Genomic DNA, 23,626 nt, shown 5'->3' with positions numbered 1-23,626 from the left:
ACGCCGCCGGCAAGCCGGTCGCCCAGGACCGCCTCGATCCCGGCACCGTGTGGTTCGCACTGATCTGCGGCGTGCTGCTCGTCGTAACGCTCTCGGTCGCCAACGGCGTCACCGCCGGCAGCGCCTACCTCCTGTCGCTGGTGGCGGGACTGATGGGCAACGTCGTCCTGCGCACGGGGCTGCTCTCCTGGGTGCCGTGGGCCGTCTCCTTCGCTCTCTACCCCGCGTTCCTGTCGTACGGCGGGTGGGGCGGCGACGCGCACGGCGACCCACCGGAGATCGCGATCACCGTGCTCGCCGCGCTCCTGGGCATCGGGGTGCACGTGCTGGTCGCGCTGCCGGGCCTGGTGGCCGACAACGAGGACGGCCAGCGGCACCTCCCGCTGCGGATCGCGCTGCGGATCGGGGCCGCCAAGCTGCTCGTCCTGGCCTGTGTCTACACCGGCCTCGTGATCGTCGGCCTGCTCGTCGCCGGGAACGCCGTCGGACTCTCCCAGTGACCTCCGGGGCGACCGCTAGGCTGTCCACCGACTCCTGTGCTCCGCACACCGCCGTACCGGCACCGCTCCTGACCGGGCGCCCGCCGACGACCTGCGAAGGCTGAAGATGCACCTCCGACGCTCCACCGCACTCGCCCTGGGCGCGCTGCTGCTCGCCACCCCCGCGCTGACGGCGTGTGGCTTCAACTACGCGACCGACCGGGACTACACACCGGCCGCCGGGGTCAACAACCGCGACGCCAAGGTGGACGTGCTCGGCGCCGTGATCGTGTCGAAGCAGGACGGCTCCGGCACCTTCATCGCCTCGCTCTCGAACAACGACCAGGAGCACGAGGCCACCGTCGACTCGCTCGCGGGCGCCGAGGGCAACACGATCCAGGTCGGTGACTTCTCGGCGATCACGATCCCCCCGGGCGGGCTGGTCAACCTCGCCGACAAGGGCGGCGTGCCCGTCTCCGGCGACTTCAAGGCCGGGGAGTTCGTCCCGGTCACCCTGAGCTTCGGCGACGGCGAGAGGGTCGTGATGAAGGTCCCCGTCGTCCTCGACGAGGGCATCTACGACGGCCTCGACACGTCCACTCCGTCGGGCACCCCGTCGGGCAGCCCGTCCGCGTCTCCCACGGAGTAGCCATGACGTACACCCTCATCCTGCTCCGCCACGGTGAGAGCGAGTGGAACGCCAAGAACCTCTTCACCGGCTGGGTCGACGTGGCCCTGACCGACAAGGGGCGGGCCGAGGCGGTGCGCGGCGGCGAGCTGCTGCGCGAGGCGGGCGTGCTGCCCGACATCGTCCACACCTCCCTGCAGCGCCGCGCGATCAACACCGCGGCGCTCTCGCTCGACGCCGCCGACCGGCACTGGATCCCCGTGAAGCGCTCCTGGCGGCTCAACGAGCGCCACTACGGCGCGCTCCAGGGCAAGGACAAGAAGCAGACGCTCGAGGAGTACGGCGAGGAGCAGTTCATGCTCTGGCGCCGCTCCTTCGACGTCCCTCCGCCGCCGCTCGACGACGCCGACGAGTTCTCGCAGGCCGGCGACCCGCGCTACGCCGACCTCGGCGAGGACCTCCCGCGCACGGAGTGCCTCAAGGACGTCATCGCCCGCTTCCTCCCCTACTGGGAGGCTGAGATCGTGCCCGACCTGCAGAGCGGCAAGACGGTGCTGGTGGCCGCCCACGGCAACAGCCTGCGGGCCCTGGTCAAGCACCTCGACGGCATCTCCGACGAGGACATCGCGGCCCTCAACATCCCCACGGGGATGCCGCTGGTCTACGAGCTCGACGAGGACATGCGGCCCACCGTCACGGGCGGCACCTACCTCGACCCCGAGGCCGCCGCAGCGGCCGCTGCCGCAGTGGCCAACCAGGGTCGCTGAGCAGCGCGTCGAAATCCGGCAGGTAGCGCGGACCAGTCGCGGCACGAGCCCGCTCCGGGCGGTGCTCCAGCCACGTTCTCGCGCGCCCGGACGTGGCTCCACCACCGCTGAGCGCGCGTCGGCGTACGACACTCCCGTGAGCGGTGCTCCAGCCACCTTCAAGCCGAACGGATGGTGGGTGGATCACCGCCCGAGGCAGGGCCCGAGACCCCGCCTCAGTCGCGGTGCGGCTGCTCGCCGGTGACCACGAAGACCACGCGGTTGGCGACCGACACGGCGTGGTCGGCGATGCGCTCGTAGTAGCGACCCAGCAGGGCGATGTCGACCGCGGCCTCCACTCCGTGGGTCCAGTCGGTCGAGAGCAGCTCGGTGAAGCTGCGCCGGCGCAGCTGGTCCATGATCTCGTCGTCGCGACCGAGCTCGATGGCGGCGTCGACGTCGCGGTCCACGATGACGCTGCGCACGCGCCGCACCATGTCCTCGGCCGTCTCGGCCATCCGCTCCATGACGGGGCGCAGCTCCTCCGGCACCGCGACGGACGGCACGCGCAGGCGGGCGATCTTGGCGACGTGCACCGAGAGGTCTCCCATCCGCTCCAGCTCGCTCACCATGCGCAGCGCCGAGACGATCATCCGCAGGTCGCCGGCGACCGGCTGCTGCAGCGACAGCAGTGCGAAGGCGGTGTCGTCCACCCGCTCCCGGGCGGCGTCGATCGCCTTGTCGCCGCTGATGACCTGGTCGGCGGTGTGGACGTCGCCGGTCATCAACGCCTTGGTGGCCTCGCGCACGGCGATCTCGACCTGTCCGCAGATCTCGGAGAGGTCGGCGAAGATGCCGTCGAGCTGGTCATGGAAAGCCTCACGCATGTGGGCACTCTAGGGACCCCAGACGAACAGACGTCGGCGCTCGATGAACGGGGCGTGAACACTCGGCGCCGGGCGTCCGCCGCGGCCGGACCACCCATCCCCACGCGTACGATGTGAGCGTGGATCCGACGACGCAGGCTGGTCTGGCCGCGATCGTCGGGGCGATCATGGCGGGCGGCGCAGTGCTCGCGTGGCACATCAGCGACCGCCAGCGCCACATGCCCCCCACCGTCGAGGAACCCGCCGTCCAGGCCGGCGTCGCCGGCGTGCTCGCCATCCTGCGCTCCAGCGCGATCGTCGTCGACGAGTCCGACCACGTGCTCAAGGCCTCGGCACCGGCGTACGCCTTCGGGCTGGTGCGCGGCAACACCGTCGTGGTCCCGGAGCTGCTGGACCTCGTCGCGCAGGTGCGCCGGGACGGGCAGATCCGCGAGAGCGAGCTCGACCTGGCGGCGGTCGACGGAGGTGCCGTCCGCACGCTGACCGCCCGCGTCGCGCCCCTCGGCGCCCGGCTGGTGCTGGCCCTGGTCGAGGACCGCACCCGCGAGAAGCGGGTCGAGGCGGTGCGCCGCGACTTCGTCGCCAACGTCAGCCACGAGCTCAAGACGCCCGTGGGCGCGATCCGCCTGCTCGCGGAGGCGGTCACCGACGCCTCCGACGACCCCGAGGCCGTCCAGCGCTTCGCCGGGCGGATGCTCACCGAGAGCGACCGGCTCACCAAGCTCGTGCAGCAGATCATCGAGCTCTCGCGGCTCCAGGGCCACGACCCGCTCGAGAAACCGGTGATGGTCGACCTCGACGCGGCCGTCGCGACCGCCGTCGACACCAGCGCCATGGAGGCGGCCGCCAAGGACATCACCGTCGAGTCCAGGGGCGAGCACGGCCTCGAGGTCTTCGGGTCCCAGGAGCAGATCGGCGCCGCGGTCAGCAACCTGGTCGCCAACGCCGTCGCCTACTCCGGCCGGGGCTCGCGGGTCGTGGTGACGACCCGTTCCGAGGGCGACGAGGTGCAGATCTCGGTCGTCGACCAGGGCATCGGGATCCCGGCCGAGGACATCGACCGCATCTTCGAGCGCTTCTACCGTGTCGATCCCGCGCGGCACCGCTCGACCGGCGGCACCGGTCTCGGCCTCGCGATCGTCAAGCACGTCGCGGCGACCCACGGAGGCGACATCGCCGTGTGGTCGGTGCAGGGCCAGGGCTCGACGTTCACGTTGACGCTCCCCCGCAACTCCGAGCCTGGGCAGGGATCGGGTCGCACCACGACCCCGGTGGAGGTCGTCGCCCCCGAGCAGCCCCCGGCCCCCTCATCCACCCGAACGCAGCAGGAGGTACGCAGGTGAGCAACCCATGACCCGGGTACTCGTCGTCGAGGACGAGGAGAGCTACAGCGACGCGCTCGCCTACATGCTCCGCAAGGAGGGCTACGAGGTGGCGATCGCCGCCGACGGCCACACCGCGCTCACCGAGTTCGACCGGTTCGGCCCCGATATCGTGCTCCTCGACCTGATGCTGCCCGGCGTGCCGGGCACCGAGGTGTGCCGCCAGATCCGGCAGACGTCGTCGGTCCCGGTGATCATGGTGAGCGCCAAGGACGACGAGGTCGACAAGGTCGTCGGGCTCGAGCTCGGCGCCGACGACTACGTCACCAAGCCCTACTCCCCGCGCGAGCTGGTCGCCCGCATCCGCGCCGTGCTGCGGCGCGGCCAGGAGCCCGAGCTGATGCCCGACACGCTCGAGGCGGGTCCGGTGCGCATGGACGTCGAGCGCCACGTCGTGACCGTCAGCGGCACCGAGCAGCGGCTGCCGCTCAAGGAGTTCGAGCTGCTCGAGATGTTCTTGCGCAACCCGGGCCGCGTGCTCACCCGTGGACAGCTGATCGACCGGGTGTGGGGCTCCGACTACGTCGGCGACACCAAGACCCTCGACGTCCACGTGAAGCGGTTGCGCGCCAAGCTCGAGCCCGACCCGGGCGAGCCGAAGTACCTCGTCACCGTGCGGGGACTCGGCTACAAGCTCGACCTCTGAGGCATTCGCCTGCGGCGATCGTCTTAGACCGCTACGGTCAACAGGACGGCAACTGTTGATCAACGTCCTGGTCCGGATCCCGGCGGACGGCGAGAGTGCCCCGACCTAAGGCGCTCACCCATGAGTCCACGCCGACCCACCCGTCCGATCCACTCCCGCACCGCGAGGGGCCGGGCGGCAGCAGCCGCCGTGGCGTTCCTGCTCCTCGGCCCGCTCGCGGCCTCGACGGCTGCGGCAGCAGCCTCGCCCCAGGCGGCGAGCAGCGTCGACCTCGGGACCGCCGCGGGCTTCTCCGCGCTGGCAGGACCCAGCATCGCCAACACCGGCGCCGCGACCGTCCTGGCGCTCGACCTCGGTGTCACCGGCACCCTGGCAGGCTTCCCGCCCGGGACCGTGACCGGCCAGACACGCATCGCGACGCCGGAGGTCGAGACCGCCCACGAGGACCGGCAGGCGGCCTACGACTCCGTGGTGGCCCAGACCGGCGGCACCGCCTTCGGGGGCGACCTGGCCGGGACGACCTTCACCCCGGGCCTCTACTCGACCGCGGCAGCAGTCACCAACACCGGCACCATCACGCTGGACGCAGCCGGTGACCCCAACGCGATCTTCGTCTTCCAGGTCGGTGCAGCCCTCAGTTCGGCGGCCTCGACCAAGGTCGTCCTGACCAACGGGGCCCTGGCCAACAACGTCTACTGGCAGGTCGTCGGCGCCACGTCACTGGGCGCCAACGCCAAGTGGGTCGGCACGATCCTCGGCGGCGGGGTGATCTCGTTCGGGGACGGCGCCTCGCTCAAGGGCCGGGCCCTCACCGGGAGCACCATGGCCATGGCCAACAGTCCCATCACCCAGCCCATCGACGACCTGGTCGCACCGGTCGTGGCCTTCCACGGCGGCGCCACGCGCTCGACCAACGATACGACGCCGGCCGTCTCCGGCACCACCGACGAACCGGGGACCCCCTTGGTCCATCTCACCGTCGGGTCGCAGGTGCTCACCACGCGGGCCAGCGGAGGCACCTGGACGCGCAGCACCGACGGCCTGGACGAAGGCCCCCACGACCTCGTCGTCACGGTCACCGACCCGTCCGGCAACACCGGCTCCGACTCCCAGGTGCTGACCGTGGACACCGAGGAGCCGGGCGTCACCGTCATCGGCGGCCCCAGCGCGGCCACGTCCGACACCTCTCCGAGCATCTCGGGCACGGTGACCGAGTCGGGGACCCCGACGGTCAGGGTCACCGTCGGCGACCAGCACCTGACGACGGTCGCCGACGCTGGCGCCTGGACCGTGCAGCCCACCGACCTGGCCGAGAGCGCCCACCTCGTGCTGGCATCCGTCGACGACGCCGCCGGCAACACCGGCTCGGCGAGCCAGGTCCTGACGGTCGACCTCACGGTGCCCGTCCTGTCCATCGACGGAGGCCCGGACTCCTCCACGCCCGACACCTCCCCGTGGATCTACGGCACGACCGCCGAGCGGGCCGGCACCGTCGTGAACGTCGACCTCGGCGGGCAGTCCCTCACCGCCACGGTGCAGCCCGGTGGCGCCTGGGGTGTCAGCGCCCAGGACCTCTCCCCCGGAACCTACGCCGTGGTGGCCTCCCTCACCGATGCGGCACTGAACACCGGCACGGCCCACCAGACCCTGCAGGTCGGGCCGTCCACCGACGGCTCATCCCCCACACCCACACCGACCCCCACGCCGAGCCCGACCCCCACGCCGAGCCCGACCGGGACCCAGTCCCCGCCGAGTCCGACCGGGCCCCAACCCCCGCGCCCGACGTTCCGTCCGGACGCGGAGATCCGGGCAGCGGCGGGTCGCTTCGTCGGCGCCGGGGTCTACACCGTCGCCGGCCAGCGGGTGACAGCCAGGCTGCGCGGTCGCACCAGGAAGGCGACGCTGCAGGTCCGGGTGACCAACCGGGGCGACACGGCCGACACGCTGCGTCTCGCAGGGACCAGGTCGAGCAAGGCCTTCACGCTGACCTACGTCTCGGGCGGCAAGGACGTCACCGCCTCGGTCCTCGACGGCAGCTACCGGACAGCGACCCTCGCGGCCGGCGGTTCGACCACCTTGACCGTGAAGGTCGTGCGGCGCCCACGGGCGAGGACCGGAAGCACGACGACGATGACGCTCCGGACCGTGTCGACCCAGGCACCCGGGCAGCACGACGCGGTCTCTGCGCGGATCAAGGTGACCAGGTAGCCCCCGGTCCGCGGCAGGAAGCCGAGGCTCCGTGTCCGTAATCCGCTGGCGAGGCGTCATGACCGTCCGTAGCCTTGACTCGTGACGACGACGACGACCGAGCCGACGGCTCCGACCAGCACCACACCGCCGACCTGGCTGCCCGTCGTGGCCGGCGGGGTGACGCTCGTGATGTGGGCGTCCGCCTTCGTCGTGATCCGCCACGTCGCCGACGACATCAGCCCGGGCGCGCTGGGTGCCGGCCGCCTGCTGGTGGCCGCCCTGGTCGTGCTGCCGCTGGTCCTGCGGCGCGGCTGGGTGCCCCCCACCCGCCGTGAGTGGGCGCTGCTCTCGCTCGGTGGCGTCGGCTGGTTCGGCATCTACAACCTCGCGCTCAACGCCGGCGAGCGGCACGTCGACGCCGGCACCGCCGCCATGATCATCCAGATCGGGCCGGTCATCGTCGCCTTGCTGGCGGTGCCGCTCTTCGGTGAGCGGATGCACACCTGGCTGCTCGCCGGCATGGTCGTCGGGTTCGCCGGCGTCGCGGTGATCGCCCGCGGCTCCACGTCCGACGCGGGAGCGAGCCTGGTCGGGGTCGTGCTCGTGCTGGTGGCCGCGGCCATGTACGCCGTCGGCGTGCTCACCCAGAAGGTGCTGCTGCGGCGGCTCCCGTCGGTGCAGGTCGTGTTCGTGTCGTTCCTGCTGGGCGCCGTCATCTGCCTGCCGTTCGCCTCGGACCTGCCGGCGCTCGTCACCGACGGCGGCGCGGGGCTGTGGTGGATCCTCTACCTGGGCGTGTTTCCCACGGCGGTCGCCTTCACCACCTGGGCCTACGCCCTCACCCACACCGACGCCGGGGCACTGTCCCTGACGACGTTCCTGGTGCCGGGCATCGCCACGCTGGTCGCCTGGCTCACGATCAACGAGGTCCCGCCGTCGCTGTCGTTCGTCGGCGGCGCGCTCGCGATCGTCGGCGTCCTGATGACGCGACGCAGGCCGCGGGTCTAGCTCTCGAGCCAGCCGCGGAAGGCCTCGAGGTTGCGGGTGGACTCCCCGCGCGAGATCCGCCACTCCCACTCCTTGCGGATCGAGGAGGCGAAGCCGAGCTCGAGGATGGCGTTGAAGGACTCGTCGGCGTTGGCGAGCACGGAGCCGAGGATCCGGTCGAGCTCGTCGTCGCTGACCGCCGACAGCGGCAGCCGGGCCTCGAGGTAGATGTCGCCGGAGTGGTCGACGGCGAAGGAGACGGCGTACATCCGCAGGTTGCGCTCGAGCAGCCAGCGGTAGACACGCGCGTGGTTCTCGTCGGGGTTGCGGCACACGAAGGCGTGGACGCCGAGGGCGTGGGGGCTGACGTCGAGGCGCACCGGGGTCTGGAGCTTCTTCTCCCCCGGCAGGGTCAGCGAGAAGCTCGCTCCTTCGCTCGAGTCGCGGACGGTCTCCTGGTGCTCGATCTCGTTGTCCACGAGGTGCGCACGGATCGTCTCGACTGCTCGGGAGGCCTCGCTCATGAGGCCATCTCAGCACGCATCCGGCCGCTGGCCCGCTCGTAGGCGGCGAGCGTGCGATCGGCGGTGTGCTCCCAGGAGAACTCCTGGGCGTGGACGACGGCACCGCGGCCGAGGCGCTCCACCAGAGCAGGGTCGTCGATCAGGCGACGCAGGCTGGCCGCCCAGTCGCGCGCCTCGTGGGTGTCGACCAGCAGGCCGCTCACGCCGTCGCGCACGACGGTGGTCAGCCCGCCGACCGCGGCCGCGACGACCGGCGTGCCGGTCGCCTGGGCCTCGACGGCCACCAGGCCGAAGGACTCGTTGTAGGACGGCACGGCGACGGCGGTCGCCGCGGACGACCAGACGGACAGCTCGCGCTGCGTCACCGGCGGCACGAACCGCACCACGTCGGTGATGCCGAGGTCGGCGGCGAGGTCGGCCAGCGCCGTGGGGTGCTCGAGGCCGGAGCCGGAGGGACCACCGACGACGGGTACGACGAGGCGCTGGCGCAACGACGGGTCCTGCTCGAGGAGCACCCCGACCGCGCGGAGCAGCACGTCGGGCGCCTTGAGCGGCTGGATCCGGCCGGCGAACATCAGCACGATCGCGTCCGCGGGGAGGCCGAGCTCGCGCCGGGCCGCCTCACGCCCGCGCGGGGTGAAGACGGACAGGTCCACCCCCGGGTGGATCACCTCGACGGCGTCGGGGCTGGCGTCGTAGAGGTCGACGAGCTGCTGCGCCTCGGTGTCGGTGTTGGCCACGAGGAGGTCGGCGGCCTCGACGACCTGCTCCTCGCCGATGACGCGCGAGAGGGGCTCGGGGGTGTCGCCCGCGGCGAGCGCGAGGTTCTTGACCTTGGCCATCGTGTGCATGGAGTGCACCAGCGGCACGTTCCAGCGGTCGCGCGCGAGGGCGCCGACCTGCCCGGAGAGCCAGTAGTGCGAGTGGACGGCGTCGTAGTGGCCGAGCGGCTGGATCGCCTCGGCGCGGAGCACCTCGCGGGCGAAGGTGCACAGCTGGCCGGGCAGCTCGCCCTTGGTGAGGCCCTCGAAGGGGCCGGCGGCGATGTGGCGCACGAGCACCCCGTCGGCCGCCTCGACGACCTGCGGCAGCGCCGAGGACGTGGCGCGGGTGAAGACGTCGACCGCGATCCCCTTGGCCGCCAACCTCTTGGACAGCTCGATGACGTAGACGTTCATTCCGCCCGCGTCACCCGTGCCCGGCTGGTCCAGGGGTGAGGTGTGCAGGCTGATCATGGCCACCCGCTCGCCCACGCTGTCTCCTTCATCAGGGTGCCCGGAACACGGCACCTCCGGCACAACTCCGTCGGGCGTCGCCAGATTCCCGCGAGCGCGCGAGGGGTGGTGGGTCAGCGGGAGTGCGCTCCCGCGGTGGGGCGACCGGGGGACCGCCCGCGACCGCGCAGCAGCGACGTGGCGCCGATGACGGCGGCCACGATCCCCCGGAAGCCGTCGTACCAGGGTGTGTCGGACATCCGGAAGGCCTCGATCAGCGAGAGGGCCAGCAGGCCGGACGCCAGTCCGACCACGACCCGCATGCCGACGGCGTCGCTCTTGACCAGGCTGCTGCCGAAGACCGCGGCGGCGACGAGCACGCACCCCAGGCCGAGGAGGTGGAGGGTGCCGAGGAACGGGTCGCTGCCTCCACCGAGCAGCGCGTGGAGGATCCACAGCACGCCGCCGAGGAGTGCCGCGGAGGCGGAGATCTTCGCGGGGGGCATCTCGGCAGTGTGCCACGCCACACCGACCGGATCGAAGCTCACCCTTCGTCGGTGCCCTGGTGGAACCGCTGCTGCCAGCCGCGACCCGCGCGCACCCACAGCGAGCTGCGCAGCGTCGAGCGACCGTCCCCGGTGGCCCGCCACAGCAGCAGGATCGCGTCCGCCCCGATGCGGTCCGCCGAGACCACCTCGAGGTCCACGTGCTCGATCGGGCCGATCGCGTCGAGGATGTCGTCACGGGTCCAGAGGCGACCCGAGCGACCGACCTCCTGCCAGTCGGGGTGCAGCAGCGCGGCGACAGCGGCGCGGTCCGAGCGCAGCTCGTCGGTGAGCAGCGCCCGCTCCATCGCGACGACGTGCTCCTCGTCGGTCGGCGCCACGTCCTCGAGGTCGCTGAACAGGTCGGGCTCGGCCTCGACCTGGCCGACCGCGGCGGCGGGGTGGGACGTGCTGCTGCCGACGAACCCGGGGCCGGGGTCGGCGGTGGCGCCACGCTGGTAGGCCGAGGCGGCGGCGTTCGCCCGCGCGTCGGCCGCCTCGTTGAGCGGGTGCCCGGCGTGGCCCTTGACCCACTCGAACACCACCCGGCGGCCCTGCATGGCCTCGTCGAGCGCCTTCATCAGCTCGACGTTCATGACCGGCTTGCCGTCGCTCTTCTTCCAGCCCTTGCGCTTCCAGTTCTTCATCCACTTGGTGATCGAGTCGATGACGTACTTGCTGTCGCAGAAGACGTGCAGCTCCTCGTCGAGGTGCGCGGTCTGCTGGAGGAGGTCGAGGACGGCCATCAGCTCGCCCATGTTGTTGGTGCCGTGCGGCCACCCGCCGGACGCCCAGCAGCCGTCGTCGACGTACCACGCCCACCCCGCCGGACCGGGGTTGCCGAGTGCCGAACCGTCAGCCGCCGCGATGATCACCCCGGCATCTTCTCAGCAGAGGATCTTGGCAGGATGGGTGCATGACCCAGGACCGGACCCAGGACATCGCCCAGACCCGCACCGCCGTCGTCACCGGCGCCTCCAGCGGCATCGGCGCCGCCACCGCCCGCGCACTCGCTGCGCAGGGCTTCCGCGTCGTGTGCGCCGCCCGGCGCACCGACCGGATCGAGGAGCTGGCCGCGGAGATCGACGGGCAGGCCGTCACGTGCGACATCCACGACCCCGAGTCGGTGGCGGCCCTCGCCGCGGCCGTGCCGACCTGCCACGTGCTGGTCAACAACGCCGGCGGGGCGGTCGGGGTCGACCGGGTCGAGGACGCCGACCTCGACGACTGGCGCTGGATGTACGACGTCAACGTCCTGGGGCTCGTGCGCATCACCCAGGCCCTCCTGCCGGCGCTGCGGGCCAGTGGCGACGGCGTGATCGTCAACGTCGGCTCGACCGCGGGCCGGTGGGCCTACGAGGGCGGCGCCGGCTACACGGCGGCCAAGCACGCGGTGAAGGTGGTCACCGAGACCCTGAGGCTGGAGCTCAACGGCGAGCCGATCCGCATCACCGAGGTCGCGCCGGGGATGGTCCGCACCGACGAGTTCTCCCTGGTCCGCTTCGGCGGCGACCGGGAGAAGGCGGACGCGGTGTACGCCGGCGTGGACCAGCCGCTGGTCGCCGAGGACGTCGCCGACGCGATCGCGTGGGTCGCCACCCGGCCCTCCCACGTCGACATCGACGAGCTCGTGATCAAGCCCCGCGCCCAAGCAGCGGCACACAAGGTGCACCGCACGTAGGAGGTGGCAGACTTCCGCGCGTGAAGACCATCGGACTCGTCGGCGGCATGAGCTGGGAGAGCAGCGCGGTCTACTACCGCGACCTCAACCTCGGGATGCGGGAGCGGCTGGGCGGCCTGTCGTCGCCCAAGCTGGCCCTGACGACCGTCGACTTCGCCGAGGTCACCCACCTCGAGGACGACGAGCGCTGGGACCAGGTGGGCACGCTGCTGGCCGACGCGGCGCGCGCCGTCGAGCGCGCGGGCGCCGACTTCCTGCTGCTGTGCACCACGACCTTCCACAAGGTGGCCGACCAGGTCGAGGAGGCGGTCGACATCCCGGTGCTGCACCTCGCCGACGTGGTCGCGGCCGCGGTCCAGGCTGCCGGCGTGGAGACCGTCGGGCTGATCGGCACCAAGGTCGCGATGTCGGAGTCCTTCTTCGTCGACCGCCTCGGGAGCCACGGCCTCAACGTCGTCATCCCCGACGCCGGCCACCACGACTTCCTCAACGACGCGATCTACGAGGAGCTGGTGCACGGGGTCGTGCTCCCCCGCACCCGCAGCCGCGTCGTGTCGATCATCGAGGAGCTGTGGGACGCGGGAGCCGGTGGCGTGCTGCTGGGGTGCACCGAGCTCGAGCTCCTGGTCAAGCAGGCCGACGTCGAGCTCCCCGTCTTCCCGTGCACCACCCTGCACGTGCAGGCCGCGCTGGACGCGGCACTGGCCTAGAGGGGCACGCCGCTCGCGGTGGCGAGCCAGCGCAGGGCCGTCCAGGCCGGCGAGCGCAGGTCGGTCGCGCCGGCGGCGGCAGGCAGCGGGGCCCTCAGCACCGGCGCCCGCACGCCCTCGCTGCTGACGAGCAGGTCGCGCCCGGACAGCGCGATCCCCTCGCCCTGCTCCTGCTGCGGCAGCTCCCACGACGCGACGGGCTCCCACGACGGGAAGGCCGCCAGGTGGGCGTGGGAGTAGGTGCGCATGACCACCCCGCCGCCACCGGGCAGGAAGGTGGCGTCGGTGACGATCCCCGGCGCCTCACCCACCTCGACGAGGCGGTTGACGCGGTCCGTGCGCAGCCGCACCGGAGCGGCGTAGACGGCGCCGGCGAAGACGTCCTTGGTGATCACGAAGAGCTGTCCGGTGAGCGGGTGCCTGACCAGCGCCTCGGCGTCGCGGGCACCGTCGGGGTAGGCGAGCTCGTACGCCTCGGGCGAGGCCGTCGTGCGGCCGGGCCCGACCGGCACCCGCAGGACCTCGACGGACCTCCGCACGTGCTGGTTGTCGCCGATGTCACCGACCCAGACGCGGCCCGGCCCGGCGGGGGCGAGTGCCTCGACGTCGACCGGGGGCGGCGTCCAGGACGTGACGCCCACCGTGCCGCCCGTGCCCGGGTCGACGCTGAACACCCGGCCCGAGTCGCCCGAGTCGTTGGTGGTGACGACGAGGTCCGGGTCGACGACGACCAGCCCGCTCGACTCGACGACGTCGGGATCGGTGAAGCGGAAGGCGGGCTCGGCAGGGCCCGGAGCGCCCGCCGCGGCACCGAGGAGGAAGGGCAGTGCCACGCAGGCGCCGATCGCGAGCCGTCGTCCGTCCACCACGTCGCCACCGTATCCGGGTGGGCCCGGGCGACCGCTCGTTGTGCGCCGCCGACCGCTCGCCGTAACCCCCGTAGGGGTAGGTGACACCTCAACCACCTCTCCGTAACGTGGCAGGGTCAGACTCGGGAAAGGATGACCATGTCGGTCCTCGACAAGCAGGCGATCGTCGCGAGTCCCGGTTTCAGCCGGTGGCTGATCCCCCCGGCCGCGCTCGCGGTCCACCTCTCCATCGGCCAGGTCTACGCGTTCTCGGTCTTCAAGAACTCACTGGTCGCCTCGTTCGACACGAGCCTCACGGCGATCGGCTGGGTGTTCTCGATCGCGATCGTGATGCTCGGCCTGTCGGCCGCCGTGCTGGGCACGTGGGTGGAGCGCTCGGGCCCGCGCAAGGCCATGCTGGCCTCCGCGCTGTGCTGGGGCACCGGCTTCGTCGTCGGCTCGGCGGGCATCGCGAGCGGTCAGCTGTGGCTGCTCTACCTCGGGTACGGCGTCATCGGCGGCATCGGCCTGGGGATCGGCTACATCTCGCCGGTGTCGACGCTGATCAAGTGGTTCCCCGACCGGCCGGGGCTCGCCACGGGCATGGCGATCATGGGCTTCGGCGGTGGCGCGCTGATCGCCTCGCCCCTGTCCAACCGCCTGATGAGCTTCTACGACTCCGACTTCGTGGCCACCGAGCCCGGAGCGGTCGCCTCCGGCTCGGCGCTGGCACAGACGTTCCTCACGCTCGGCGTGATCTACACACTCTTCATGCTCGTGGGTGCAGCGCTCGTCCGCGTGCCCCCTGGCCACGGTGACGACAACACGGCGGTGCACTCGCCGGGCACCAACGGCGCGCTGGTGCGGGCGTCCTCGGCGATCCGCACGCGCCAGTTCTGGTTCCTGTGGGTGGTGCTCTTCTGCAACGTCACCGCCGGCATCGGGATCCTCGAGCAGGCGGCGCCGATGATCCAGGACTTCTTCCGTGAGGGCGGCAGCAGCACGGTCACCGCGGCAGCGGCCGGCGGCTTCGTCGGGGTCCTCTCCCTCGCCAACATGCTCGGCCGGTTCGTCTGGTCCAGCCTCTCCGACCGGATCGGCCGCAAGCCGACGTACGTCATCTACCTCGGCGTCGGGCTGGTGCTCTACCTGCTGCTCGCCCTGGTCGGCGACGTCTCCCCCGTCGTCTTCGTGGCGCTGGCGGCCGTGATCATCTCCTACTACGGAGGTGGCTTCGCCACCGTCCCGGCCTACCTCAAGGACCTCTTCGGGACCCTGGAGGTCGGCGCCATCCACGGCCGGCTGCTGACCGCCTGGGCCGCGGCCGGCGTGGCCGGGCCCCTCATCGTCAACGGCATCCTCGACAGCGTCGGGGAGCCGGGCAACCTGGTCGCCGCCGACTACCGCCCGGCCCTGCTGACCATGGTCGGTGTCCTCGCCGTCGGGTTCGTGGCCAACCTGCTCATCAAGCCGGTCGCCGAGACGCACTTCGACCAGGACGCCCGCACCGCCCACGAGGAGCGCAGCTCCGACCGCCACCAGGAGGCCACGCGATGAGCACCGACGACGCCACTCCCACCAGCCCCATCCTCGTCACGCTCGCCTGGCTGCTGGTGGGGGTGCCACTGGCCTACGGGCTGTGGCAGACCCTGGTGAAGGCCTCGGCCCTCTTCACCGGCTGAGGATCACCGGCTGAGGGTCACCGGCTGAGGCCGGCGTCGAGCAGCGCGCCCAGCCGGGGCCGGACGCCCCACGCGGCCAGCAGCTCGTCGTACTCCCGGGTCGCGGCGACCTCGGCCTCGCTCGACGGACGGTGGGACGCGGAACCACCGCGGACCCGGACGGCCCGCAGCAGCGTGTTGCGCGGTGTGTGCGCGCTCTCGACGAACTCCACGACGTCGACGCGGTAGCCCTCGCGCCTCAGCAGCGACGCGCGCAACGCGTCGGTGAGGGTGTCGGCGAATCGCTCGCGCAGGATGCCGTAGCGGGTCAGCATGGCGTAGGGCTCGGGCGCCTCGCCGGTGCGCAGCTGGGCCGCGATGTCGTGGTGGCAGCACGGTGCCGCGAGGACGAGGGAGGCCTCCCACTCCAGCGCGCGGGCGAGGGCGTCGTCGGTGGCGGTGTCGCAGGCGTGCAGGGCCAGGACCACGTCGGGCGCCTGCGCGAGACGGGCCTCGGCGATGGAGCCGACGGCGAAGTCCGCGTCGATGCCCAGTCCGGCCGCGACCTGCGCGTTGTGGTCGGCCGACTGCTGCTTCACGTCGACCCCGGTCATGCGCACCGGGAGTGCGCGTCCGCCGTGCTCCACGGGGGCGGTGAGGAAGCGGTGCGCGGCGAAGGTGAGGTAGGCGTTGCCGCACCCGAGGTCGACGATGCGCAGCGGGTCGTCGGTGGTGGGCGTGCGCACCTGGCCCTGGGCCATCGCCTCGGTGAGGCTGGCGTCGAGCAGGCGCACGAACTCCTCGACCTGGCGGTACTTCGCCTGCCTCGTCGGCTTCACCCTGCCGTGGGCGTCGCTGATCCCCAGCGCCACGAGGACCGGGTCGTCCTCGGCGAGCAGGCGGTCCTTGGCCCGGTCGTGCGCACGGGACACCTCGACCGGCTCGGCGCGAGCGGAGGTGTGCAGCATCGGCACCCCCTTCTTCGTCACCCGGAGCTGGTGGGTCTCGGTGGCGGTGTCGACGTGCCAGCTGGCGAACGGCTGCGCGAGCAGCACGTCCACGGCGGAGCGGGCGGGCTCCCCGAGGGCGTGGTTGGTGGTGTGCGCCTGCGTCGCGTCGTACGACACGACCTGCAGGTGGCGTCCGGCTTTGAGGTCGACGACGCGGATCTCGAGGCGCTGCACCTCGCGGCCCTCGACGACGGGAACCGGCTGCCCCTTGCGGCGGCCGCTGGCGAGCGCCCGCACCAGCTGGTCGGTGTCGAGGACCGCCGACCTGAGCCGCGACCACTCCTCGCGCAGGGGCTCGTCCGTGCTCACAGGACCGCGGCGAGGACGACGAGGAGGATCAGGGCCCCCAGCGCCACCGGGATGACGAGTCGGCGGTGACGGGGGTTCATGTCCTCATCCTAGGTCGCCAGGTCCTGGTTCCTTCCGTGGAGGAGGCGGAAGGGGCCGCCCGCACCTGTCATGAAGCGACGGCCTGCCTGGTCGTCGAACCACCGCCCGGGATCGCCCAGGACGAAGGCGCGGGCACGACGCGTGTAGCGGGGTCCCGCGAGCGAGGCAGACCGGCGTACGTCGCTGAGTGCACCTCCGGCGTCGTCCAGGCTCTCGTCGATGTCGAGGATCTCGGCGCCGAGCACCACGATCCCGCCGCAGGTGGCGACGAACGGGACGCCCTTGCGCCGACCGACAGCACCCAGCAACACCTCGAGGCGGAAACCGAGGTGCCACTAGCTGCGTACCGCCGCCAGCTGCTCTGGTCGGGGCGCGAGGACGTCCGCTCCTCGCCAGCTGCGCCATGGATTGTCGGGGTCGGGCATGCGCGGAGCCACGCGCGCGACGAAGATCGGTCGTCCCGTGCGCACCTGGATCTCGCAGGGAGCCTCCATCCTGCCGAGCACGGCCCGCACCGCCTCGGCGTCGTAGAGCAGCGCGTTGCGGACCTGCAGTGGCCGGCCCGCCACGCCCGCCTTCAGAGCGCTGCGGGCCGCGTCACGCCGCACCCCCGGGACCATCAGGTGTGCCGTTGCCTGCCTCTCGGTCCACAGCTCCATGGGCTCGACCGTAGGGGCGGCGCCGCGTCCACGGGCCGTCCTCCACAGGCCTCCTGCGCGCCACCGGCCGCGCTTCTCCGGGCAGTTCTTGTTCCGCCCCAGCTGTACGGAAGTGGTCCCCGGGCGCTCACGAACACCTGTGGGCGAACAAGAAGTCCCAGGAGCACACCCCACCGTCGCGCGGTCACCAGTGCTCGAGCGACCCCGCGAACACGGTGGCCAGGTCGTCGGCCGTCACGTCGATGGGAGCGGTCGCGAGCAGGCGCTGCTGCTTGAGCGCTCCGTCGACGAGGTCGTCGACGTCGGCCGAGCCGTAGCCCAGCTCCGCCAGCCCGCTCGGGAGGCCGACGTCACGCATCAGACCGCGCAGCACCGTGGGCAGGGTGTCCGCCCCGCCCGAGGAGCCCGCCGCCGACGGGCCGCCCAACAGCTCGGCCGCCCGGAGGTGCCGCTCGGGGGACGCCTCGAAGGTCAGGGCGAAGGCGGCGGGCGCCGTCATCACCACGGCCATGCCGTGCGGCACGATCGGTGCGTTGTCGGGGTAGCCGGCGGGCCGGTAGTCCCGGACGCGGCCGGCGATCGGGTAGGCACAGGCGTGCGGGACGTGGACGCCCGCGTTGCCGAAGCCGAGCCCGGCGAACGTCGCGGCCAGGGCCATCTCCTCGCGCGCCTCGGTGTCGGAGCCGTCGCGCACCGCGCGGCGGAACGCACCGGCCAGGAGGGACATGGCCTTCTCCGACCACAGGTCGGCGATCGGGTTCGCCCCGCAGTAGGGCACACGCTGCTCGGGCTGCTTGGCGTCGAAGTCGGCGAACCAGCGCGCGGTCCAGCTCTCGAGGGCGTGGCAGAGGATGTCCATCCCGCACGAGGCGGTCACCATCGCGGGCTGCGTCATCGTGAGGTCGGGGTCGACGACCGCGAGGGTGGGTCGCAGCCGGGCGTGGGAGATGCCGGTCTTGACCTTGAGGGCGAGCACGTCGAGGACACAGATGGTCGTCGACTCCGCACCCGTGCCGGTCGTGGTGGGCACGGCCACGAGCGGCAGCAGCGGCTGCTCGGGCGGCCGGCCCCCGCCGACGGGGGCGTTGACGTAGTCCATCAGCGAGCCCGCGTTGGTCAGCAGCAGGTTGACGGCCTTCGCCGTGTCGATCGCGGAGCCGCCACCGACCGCGACCACGGCGTCGAACGGGCCGGCCTCGCGCGCGAAGGCGATCGCCTCCTCCATCGACGCGTCCGTCGGCTCCACCCGCGCGCCCGCGAACACGGTGACGTCCAGACCGTGGGACCCCATGGCCGCGGCGATCCGTCCGGGGTGACCGGTCGCGGCGACGCCGGGGTCGGTCACGAGCAGGACCCGGCGGGCCGAGCCACCGGTGGTCGCCACGAGCTGCCGGACGTCCCAGCCGATCTCGTCGCTTGCGCCGCGGCCGAACTTCAGGCCGGGTGCGGCGTAGGTGAAGACGGACTCGTTCACGAGAGGCTCCCGAGGGCGTGGCGGACGAGGTCGAGCACCTCGATCGCGTCGGACTCGATGTCGGCGATCGGCACCCAGGCGGCGACGTCGGTCGTGCCGTCGATCTCCACCACGTGCGGCTCCCCGTCCCCGACCGTGGCGCCGAACAGCAGGTGGACGCCGTGGTAGTCCTCGATCCGGCCCGACGGGGCGTTGCCGAAGAAGTGGGTGTCGTGGACCCCGAGGAGGCCGGTGACCTCGCACGGCAGGCCGCACTCCTCCTCGACCTCGCGCGCCAGCGCGACCGCGGGATGCTCGCCGTGGTCGATCCCGCCGCCCGGCAGCGTCCACCGTCCCGGGTGGGCGGCGCGCTCGGACAGCCGGGTGAGCAACAGGTCGTCGCCCCGCCGCACCACGGCGTACGCCGCCACTCGCTGCAGCCGGAAGGGCAGGTGGTCCACCAGCGCGTCGGTCACCAGACCCGCGACCGGCACGCGCCCCGACACCACGTCGTCCAGCGGCTTCCAGGCGGCCTCGCTCGTCGAGCCGTCGACCTCGAGCACGCGGGGCGTCGGGGCGTCCGGGGGCACCCACCCGTCGTAGACGATGCGGATGGCGTGGGCGTCGACGAGGCGCCCGTCACGCGAGGTGCGCGGGAGGTGCGCGCTGTAGACGTGGGCGGTCTCACCGACCGTGGCATGGAGCCCGGTCTCCTCGTGGATCTCGCGGATCACGGCCGCCCGCGGATCCTCGCCATGGTCGATCCCACCGCCGGGAAGCGTCCACAGCTCCGTGCGCGAGACCCGCGGCGCGAGCCGGCTCAGCAGGACCTCGACGCGCTCGTCGTGCACGCGGAGCATGACGGCGTACGCCCCCACGCGCTGGCGCCTCGGCAAGGATCCCATGGCCCCAACCTAGTGAAGTACCGTGTGCGCCGTGGCTCCCCCGTCCAGAGATCCGTGGCTCGACAACGTCAAGATGGTCCTGGTCACCCTCGTCGTCATCGGTCACTCGATCGGCCTGGTCGAGGCCACCCAGGGCAGCCACTGGGTCTACGACTTCATCTACCTCTGGCACATCCCCGCGTTCGTCTTCGTGAGCGGCTACCTGTCGAAGTCCTTCGAGTGGGACCGCCGCCGGATGAAGAGCCTCGTCTACACCCTGGCGATCCCCTACCTGCTCTTCGAGCCGGCGCTGTTCTACTTCCGTCGCACCGTGGTCGACGAGAACGTCACCGGCCCGCTCTGGCTCGAGCCGCACTGGACGATGTGGTACCTCATCGTGCTGCTGATGTGGCGGCTGGTGACCCCGATCCTCAAGCTGCACTGGCTCTTCCTGCCGCTGTCGGTGGTCGTGAGCCTGCTCGGCGGCCTGTGGGACACCGACGCCCTGATGATCCCCCGCTTCCTGGGCCTGCTGCCCTTCTTCGTGCTCGGCCTGCACCTCGAGCCGCGCCACCTCAAGCACCTCGACGACGTGTGGGTGCGCGTCGCGGCGGTGCCCACGCTGGTCGGCATCGGCATCATGGCCGTCTACACCGACACGTGGGCCGAGACCGCGCTGCTCTGGTACGACACCGGCTACAACGAGATCCCGATCGACAACGAGATCGTCTTCCAGACCCGGCTGACGATCATGATGGTCGGCCTGCTGGGTGCCTTCGCGGCGATGTCGCTCGTGCCCCGGCGCCCGCTCGGGTGGTTCACCACGATGGGCACCGCGACGATGGTCGTCTACCTCTTCCACGGCTTCGTGATCAAGACGGTCAAGGCCCTCGGGTGGCCCGACTTCACCGCCGCCCACCCGTGGCTCGGCCTCGTGCTGACGATCCTCGGCGGGATCGCGCTGACGCTGGTCCTGGCGAGCCCGCCCGTACGCCGCGTGCTCGAGCCGTTCACCAACCCGCTGGGCTGGCTGGAGAAGAAGCGGCGGTCCCATCGACCGGCCCCCACGTCGGCCTGACGGCTGATCGCGGCACCACGTCGAGGTGCGCGGCACCGGCGCGGGTCGGTGCGTGTCCGCCGAGGTGCGCGGGATACCACGGGGCGTGCTCAGCCGGCCGCGGGACGTGGTGCGGCAGCCGCTGGAGCGCCTCGAGCTGCTCGGTGAGCACGGCCCCGAGCCGGCAGGTCCAGGCCGTGAGGTCGTCGCCCGGACCGATCGTGAGGGGTGCGCCGAAGGAGATGTCGACCCGCCGTCCGCGGCTGAGGTCCGGCCGGGGCCGCCTGCCCCGCGCGTCGGGCAGCCCCACCGATGCGATGCGCTGGGAGCCCCAGATCGCCACCGGCACGACCGGCACGGCCCTCTCCCGGGCCAGGCTGGCCACGCCGCGCATGAGGGAGCGCACCGTGTAGGAGTAGCTGATCCCCGCCTCGGGGAACGAACCCACTGCCTCGCCGGCACGTAGTAGGCGCCGTGCCCTGAGGTACGCACCCGCGGGGGCCTCGCGATCGACCGGGACGTGCTGCATGCGGTCCATCGCCGCCCGCACGACCGGGACGTGCCAGACGTCGTGACGGCACATGAATCGCACGAAGCGGCCCCGCGTCACCGCCGCCTGCTCGATCAGGACGAAGTCCGGGTAGCTCACGTGGGTGGCCGCCAGCAGCACGGGGCCGCGCTCCGGGAGGTGCTCGATCCCGGTCCACCTCGTGTCCACGCCGAGGAGCCGGATCGCCGCCCTGCCCAGGACGTTGGTGGCACGGTAGACGAGCTCGCTCATGCCTGTCGTTCGTCGTGCGGGCGACAGCGGATGTGGGTCACGCGAACGGCGGCCGGGCGTCGCGGGCCATCGAGCGTCGGCCGGCCCAGCGCCACACGCGAGCGGCCCGGTCACGGTCCGCGTCGTCGACCAGGTTGCCCATCCAGCGCAGGGCCAGGGTCATCAGCCAGTCCGAGCGCATGCCGGCCGGGCCGAGGGCCGCGACCACCTTCGGCTGGGTGGCGATGCCAGCGAGCCGGCGGGCGATGGAGAACGACTCGCCGTAGTGCTCCACCAGCGTCGAGCGCCAGGCCTCACCGAGGCCGGTGCCGCTGGCGATGTGCTCGGCGACGAAGCGGCCGGTCTCCAGGCCGTAGTCGATGCCCTCGCCGTTGAGCGGGTTGACGCAGGCGGCCGCGTCGCCGATGAGCGCCCAGTTGGGACCGGAGACGTTGCTCACCGCACCGCCCATCGGCAGCAGCGCCGAGGTCGGCATCCGGAGGTCGCCGGACAGCCCGAACTGGGTGCCGATGGTGTCGGCGTAGGTCTGCATCAGGGGCTTGATCGCCACCTCGGCCGGTCGGCTGCTGGTGGCCAGCGTGCCCGCCCCGAGGTTCACCGTGCCATCGCCCAGGGGGAAGATCCAGCCGTAGCCGGAGACCAGCTCGCCCTGCTCGTCGCGCAGCTCGAGGTGCGAGCTGATCCACGGGTCGTCCGACTGCTCGGAGTCGACGTACGACCGCCCGGCGACGGCGTAGACCGTGTCGCGGTGCCACTCGCGGCCCAGCAGCTTGCCGAGCGGGGAGCGGACCCCGTCGGCCACCACGAGCCACCGGCAGGAGATCTCGTAGGAGCCGTCGGCGTCGCGGAACTCCACGGCAGCGACCTGCTCGCCCTCGCGTCGTACGCCGACCGCGCGGGCGCCGTCGAGGCCGCGGGCGCCGCTCTTCAGGGCCACCGTGCGGAGGTGGTCGTCGAGCTCGGTGCGGGCGACCGCCGATCCCCAGTCGGGCAGCGAGCCGCCGGGCCACGGCAGCAGCAGCGTCTGGCCGAACCCGTGCGCACGCAGGCCGTGGTTGACGGTGTGGGCACGCAGCCAGTCCTCGAGGCCGAGCTTCTGCATCTCCCCGATCGCCCGGGGGGTGAGGCCGTCACCGCAGGTCTTGTCGCGGGGGAAGGTCGCCGCGTCGGCGAGCACGACGTCGAGCCCGGCGCGTGCGGCCCAGGCCGCCGCGGCCGAACCGGCCGGACCGGCGCCGACGACGAGGACGTCGGCCGAGGTCGGGCGCGAGGTGGGGCGCGAGGTGGGGGTGGTCACGCCCGAATCCTCGCAGGCGGGCGGTCATCCACAGAAATGCACCGGGCCCCGGCATCCCTCACGGGAGACCGGGGCCCGGTGGTGACTGCGCTCAGTTCTGGTAGGAACCGAAGTCGAAGTCGTCGAGTGCGACCGCCTGCGACGACGGACCGAAGTCGTAGTCGTAGGAGTCGTAGCCGGTGACCGAGTAGGCCGCGGCGCGCGCCTCCTCGGTGGGCTCTACCCGGATGTTGCGGTAGCGCTCCAGGCCGGTGCCGGCCGGGATGAGCTTTCCGATGATCACGTTCTCCTTCAGGCCACGCAGGCTGTCGGAGCGGCCGTTGATCGCGGCGTCGGTGAGCACGCGGGTGGTCTCCTGGAAGGAGGCCGCCGAGAGCCACGACTCGGTCGCGAGCGAGGCCTTGGTGATGCCCATGAGCACCGGGCGACCCGAGGCCGGCTTGCCGCCCTCGGAGACCACGCGACGGTTCTCCTCCTCGAACCGCACCCGGTCGACCAGGTCGGACGGGAGCAGGTTGGTGTCACCGGACTCGATGACGGTCACGCGGCGCAGCATCTGCCGCACGATGATCTCGATGTGCTTGTCGTGGATCGACACACCCTGCGAGCGGTAGACCTCCTGGACCTCGTCCACGAGGTGCTCCTGCGCCTTGCGGACACCGAGGATGCGCAGGACGTCCTGCGGGTCGGGCGTACCGGAGGTGATGTGGTGACCCACCTCGATGTGGTCGCCGTCCTCGACGTTGAGGCGCGAGCGCTTGGAGACCGGGATCTCCTGGGGCTCGGAGCCGTCGTCGGGGGTGACCACGACGACGCGGGCCTTGTCGGTCTCCTCGATCTTCACGCGACCGGCGGACTCCGAGATCGGCGTACGACCCTTGGGCGAGCGGGCCTCGAAGAGCTCGACCACGCGGGGCAGACCCTGCGTGATGTCGTCGGCCGAGGCCACACCACCGGTGTGGAAGGT

Annotated in this window: 24 protein-coding genes and 2 pseudogenes; 12 read left to right on the top strand and 14 right to left on the bottom strand. The window is 72.0% G+C overall.

Going from position 1 to position 23,626, the window contains the following annotated elements; translation table 11 throughout:
• From JWN97_RS13945 to JWN97_RS13935, 3 genes and pseudogenes are all read left to right on the top strand, one after another.
• Positions 1-500 (top strand): annotated as a pseudogene (locus tag JWN97_RS13945) (hypothetical protein); the annotation flags it as partial.
• Between the two features lie 106 nt (positions 501-606).
• Entirely contained in the window at positions 607-1,128 is a 522-nt protein-coding gene (locus tag JWN97_RS13940; RefSeq protein ID WP_297623605.1) for a hypothetical protein, read from the top strand.
• A 2-nt stretch (positions 1,129-1,130) separates the two neighbouring features.
• Positions 1,131-1,874, top strand: a complete 744-nt coding sequence (locus tag JWN97_RS13935) for a phosphoglyceromutase (protein WP_297623601.1) — start codon at positions 1,131-1,133, stop codon at positions 1,872-1,874.
• A 215-nt stretch (positions 1,875-2,089) separates the two neighbouring features.
• Here JWN97_RS13935 and phoU read toward each other — a convergent pair whose 3' ends face one another.
• Positions 2,090-2,740: a phosphate signaling complex protein PhoU gene (gene phoU / locus JWN97_RS13930; RefSeq protein WP_297623598.1), complete on the bottom strand. Its 651-nt coding sequence runs from the start codon at positions 2,738-2,740 to the stop codon at positions 2,090-2,092.
• Between the two features lie 119 nt (positions 2,741-2,859).
• On the opposite strand from phoU, the gene JWN97_RS13925 reads away from it, so the two are divergent.
• The 4 genes from JWN97_RS13925 to JWN97_RS13910 all read left to right on the top strand — a co-directional run bounded on the left by JWN97_RS13925 (position 2,860) and on the right by JWN97_RS13910 (position 7,966).
• The gene (locus tag JWN97_RS13925; RefSeq protein WP_297623595.1) at positions 2,860-4,083 is read left to right on the top strand and encodes an ATP-binding protein; all 1,224 of its coding nucleotides are present in this window, start codon (positions 2,860-2,862) and stop codon (positions 4,081-4,083) included.
• A gap of 7 nt (positions 4,084-4,090) precedes the next feature.
• A complete protein-coding gene (locus JWN97_RS13920) occupies positions 4,091-4,768 on the top strand; it encodes a response regulator transcription factor (RefSeq protein ID WP_297623592.1) in 678 nt (225 codons plus the stop codon).
• Between the two features lie 120 nt (positions 4,769-4,888).
• Positions 4,889-6,976: an ice-binding family protein gene (locus JWN97_RS13915; protein ID WP_297623589.1), complete on the top strand. Its 2,088-nt coding sequence runs from the start codon at positions 4,889-4,891 to the stop codon at positions 6,974-6,976.
• 81 nt (positions 6,977-7,057) lie between these two features.
• Positions 7,058-7,966, top strand: a complete 909-nt coding sequence (locus JWN97_RS13910) for a DMT family transporter (protein ID WP_297623586.1) — start codon at positions 7,058-7,060, stop codon at positions 7,964-7,966.
• Here the strand turns inward: JWN97_RS13910 and JWN97_RS13905 are convergent.
• From JWN97_RS13905 to JWN97_RS13890, 4 genes are all read right to left on the bottom strand, one after another.
• Positions 7,963-8,469 carry a YbjN domain-containing protein gene (locus tag JWN97_RS13905; RefSeq protein WP_297623582.1) on the bottom strand — a complete coding sequence of 169 codons (507 nt, stop codon included), beginning with the start codon at positions 8,467-8,469 and terminating at the stop codon, positions 7,963-7,965. The genes JWN97_RS13910 and JWN97_RS13905 overlap by 4 nt on opposite strands.
• On the bottom strand, positions 8,466-9,722 hold the full coding sequence (gene mshA / locus JWN97_RS13900; protein ID WP_297623579.1) for a D-inositol-3-phosphate glycosyltransferase: 1,257 nt from the start codon (positions 9,720-9,722) through the stop codon (positions 8,466-8,468). Before mshA ends, JWN97_RS13905 begins: the two co-directional genes overlap by 4 nt.
• 95 nt (positions 9,723-9,817) lie before the next feature.
• Positions 9,818-10,189, bottom strand: coding sequence for a hypothetical protein (locus tag JWN97_RS13895; protein WP_297623576.1), 372 nt, complete (start codon positions 10,187-10,189; stop codon positions 9,818-9,820).
• A 38-nt stretch (positions 10,190-10,227) separates the two neighbouring features.
• Complete coding sequence (locus JWN97_RS13890; protein ID WP_297623572.1) at positions 10,228-11,103, bottom strand: ribonuclease HI family protein; 876 nt, start codon at positions 11,101-11,103, stop codon at positions 10,228-10,230.
• A 41-nt stretch (positions 11,104-11,144) separates the two neighbouring features.
• On the opposite strand from JWN97_RS13890, the gene JWN97_RS13885 reads away from it, so the two are divergent.
• On the top strand, positions 11,145-11,909 hold the full coding sequence (locus JWN97_RS13885; protein WP_297623568.1) for an SDR family NAD(P)-dependent oxidoreductase: 765 nt from the start codon (positions 11,145-11,147) through the stop codon (positions 11,907-11,909).
• A 20-nt stretch (positions 11,910-11,929) separates the two neighbouring features.
• Positions 11,930-12,619 carry an amino acid racemase gene (locus JWN97_RS13880; protein WP_297623565.1) on the top strand — a complete coding sequence of 230 codons (690 nt, stop codon included), beginning with the start codon at positions 11,930-11,932 and terminating at the stop codon, positions 12,617-12,619.
• Here the strand turns inward: JWN97_RS13880 and JWN97_RS13875 are convergent.
• Positions 12,616-13,488, bottom strand: a complete 873-nt coding sequence (locus JWN97_RS13875) for a hypothetical protein (protein WP_297623562.1) — start codon at positions 13,486-13,488, stop codon at positions 12,616-12,618. The two genes, JWN97_RS13880 and JWN97_RS13875, sit on opposite strands and share 4 nt — an antisense overlap.
• A 138-nt stretch (positions 13,489-13,626) precedes the next feature.
• On the opposite strand from JWN97_RS13875, the gene JWN97_RS13870 reads away from it, so the two are divergent.
• Together JWN97_RS13870 and JWN97_RS13865 are read left to right on the top strand one after the other, a co-directional pair.
• The gene (locus JWN97_RS13870; RefSeq protein WP_297623559.1) at positions 13,627-15,024 is read left to right on the top strand and encodes an OFA family MFS transporter; all 1,398 of its coding nucleotides are present in this window, start codon (positions 13,627-13,629) and stop codon (positions 15,022-15,024) included.
• On the top strand, positions 15,021-15,149 hold the full coding sequence (locus JWN97_RS13865) for a hypothetical protein (RefSeq protein WP_297623556.1): 129 nt from the start codon (positions 15,021-15,023) through the stop codon (positions 15,147-15,149). The genes JWN97_RS13870 and JWN97_RS13865 overlap by 4 nt, the downstream gene beginning before the upstream one ends.
• A gap of 17 nt (positions 15,150-15,166) precedes the next feature.
• Here the strand turns inward: JWN97_RS13865 and JWN97_RS13860 are convergent, their stop codons facing one another.
• The 5 genes from JWN97_RS13860 to JWN97_RS13840 all read right to left on the bottom strand — a co-directional run bounded on the left by JWN97_RS13860 (position 15,167) and on the right by JWN97_RS13840 (position 19,545).
• A complete protein-coding gene (locus JWN97_RS13860) occupies positions 15,167-16,447 on the bottom strand; it encodes an SAM-dependent methyltransferase (protein WP_297623553.1) in 1,281 nt (426 codons plus the stop codon).
• A gap of 89 nt (positions 16,448-16,536) precedes the next feature.
• The gene (locus tag JWN97_RS13855; protein WP_297623550.1) at positions 16,537-16,839 is read right to left on the bottom strand and encodes a hypothetical protein; all 303 of its coding nucleotides are present in this window, start codon (positions 16,837-16,839) and stop codon (positions 16,537-16,539) included.
• A 24-nt stretch (positions 16,840-16,863) separates the two neighbouring features.
• Entirely contained in the window at positions 16,864-17,187 is a 324-nt protein-coding gene (locus tag JWN97_RS13850; RefSeq protein WP_297623546.1) for a hypothetical protein, read from the bottom strand.
• A gap of 184 nt (positions 17,188-17,371) precedes the next feature.
• Positions 17,372-18,661, bottom strand: a complete 1,290-nt coding sequence (locus JWN97_RS13845) for a hydroxyacid-oxoacid transhydrogenase (protein ID WP_297623543.1) — start codon at positions 18,659-18,661, stop codon at positions 17,372-17,374.
• Positions 18,658-19,545, bottom strand: a complete 888-nt coding sequence (locus JWN97_RS13840; RefSeq protein WP_297623540.1) for an NUDIX domain-containing protein — start codon at positions 19,543-19,545, stop codon at positions 18,658-18,660. Before JWN97_RS13840 ends, JWN97_RS13845 begins: the two co-directional genes overlap by 4 nt.
• 31 nt (positions 19,546-19,576) lie before the next feature.
• Between JWN97_RS13840 and JWN97_RS13835 the strand changes: the two genes are divergently transcribed.
• The gene (locus JWN97_RS13835; RefSeq protein ID WP_297623537.1) at positions 19,577-20,602 is read left to right on the top strand and encodes an acyltransferase family protein; all 1,026 of its coding nucleotides are present in this window, start codon (positions 19,577-19,579) and stop codon (positions 20,600-20,602) included.
• Here the strand turns inward: JWN97_RS13835 and JWN97_RS13830 are convergent.
• The 3 genes and pseudogenes from JWN97_RS13830 to JWN97_RS13820 all read right to left on the bottom strand — a co-directional run.
• Positions 20,535-21,362 (bottom strand): lysophospholipid acyltransferase family protein, encoded by an 828-nt coding sequence (locus JWN97_RS13830; protein ID WP_297623534.1) that lies wholly within the window; start codon positions 21,360-21,362, stop codon positions 20,535-20,537. The genes JWN97_RS13835 and JWN97_RS13830 overlap by 68 nt on opposite strands.
• 37 nt (positions 21,363-21,399) lie before the next feature.
• Positions 21,400-22,659 (bottom strand): geranylgeranyl reductase family protein, encoded by a 1,260-nt coding sequence (locus JWN97_RS13825; protein WP_297623532.1) that lies wholly within the window; start codon positions 22,657-22,659, stop codon positions 21,400-21,402.
• Between the two features lie 91 nt (positions 22,660-22,750).
• Positions 22,751-23,626 (bottom strand): annotated as a pseudogene (locus JWN97_RS13820) (DNA-directed RNA polymerase subunit beta'); the annotation flags it as partial.

It is taken from the genome of Nocardioides sp., assembly GCF_025965415.1.
Lineage (GTDB): Bacteria > Actinomycetota > Actinomycetes > Propionibacteriales > Nocardioidaceae > Nocardioides.
This window is presented reverse-complemented; position numbering and strand designations above follow the sequence as displayed.

Excerpts from the sequence above, each read along its gene's own strand:
- JWN97_RS13865 (WP_297623556.1), top strand. The coding sequence starts at position 15,021 with ATGAGCACCGACGACGCCACTCCCACCAGCCCCATCCTCGTCACGCTC.
- JWN97_RS13870 (WP_297623559.1), top strand. The coding sequence starts at position 13,627 with ATGTCGGTCCTCGACAAGCAGGCGATCGTCGCGAGTCCCGGTTTCAGC.
- JWN97_RS13840 (WP_297623540.1), bottom strand. The coding sequence starts at position 19,545 with ATGGGATCCTTGCCGAGGCGCCAGCGCGTGGGGGCGTACGCCGTCATG.
- JWN97_RS13915 (WP_297623589.1), top strand. The coding sequence starts at position 4,889 with ATGAGTCCACGCCGACCCACCCGTCCGATCCACTCCCGCACCGCGAGG.
- JWN97_RS13905 (WP_297623582.1), bottom strand. The coding sequence starts at position 8,469 with ATGAGCGAGGCCTCCCGAGCAGTCGAGACGATCCGTGCGCACCTCGTG.
- JWN97_RS13885 (WP_297623568.1), top strand. The coding sequence starts at position 11,145 with ATGACCCAGGACCGGACCCAGGACATCGCCCAGACCCGCACCGCCGTC.
- JWN97_RS13895 (WP_297623576.1), bottom strand. The coding sequence starts at position 10,189 with ATGCCCCCCGCGAAGATCTCCGCCTCCGCGGCACTCCTCGGCGGCGTG.
- JWN97_RS13850 (WP_297623546.1), bottom strand. The coding sequence starts at position 17,187 with ATGGAGCTGTGGACCGAGAGGCAGGCAACGGCACACCTGATGGTCCCG.
- JWN97_RS13940 (WP_297623605.1), top strand. The coding sequence starts at position 607 with ATGCACCTCCGACGCTCCACCGCACTCGCCCTGGGCGCGCTGCTGCTC.
- JWN97_RS13920 (WP_297623592.1), top strand. The coding sequence starts at position 4,091 with ATGACCCGGGTACTCGTCGTCGAGGACGAGGAGAGCTACAGCGACGCG.
- JWN97_RS13830 (WP_297623534.1), bottom strand. The coding sequence starts at position 21,362 with ATGAGCGAGCTCGTCTACCGTGCCACCAACGTCCTGGGCAGGGCGGCG.
- phoU (WP_297623598.1), bottom strand. The coding sequence starts at position 2,740 with ATGCGTGAGGCTTTCCATGACCAGCTCGACGGCATCTTCGCCGACCTC.
- JWN97_RS13935 (WP_297623601.1), top strand. The coding sequence starts at position 1,131 with ATGACGTACACCCTCATCCTGCTCCGCCACGGTGAGAGCGAGTGGAAC.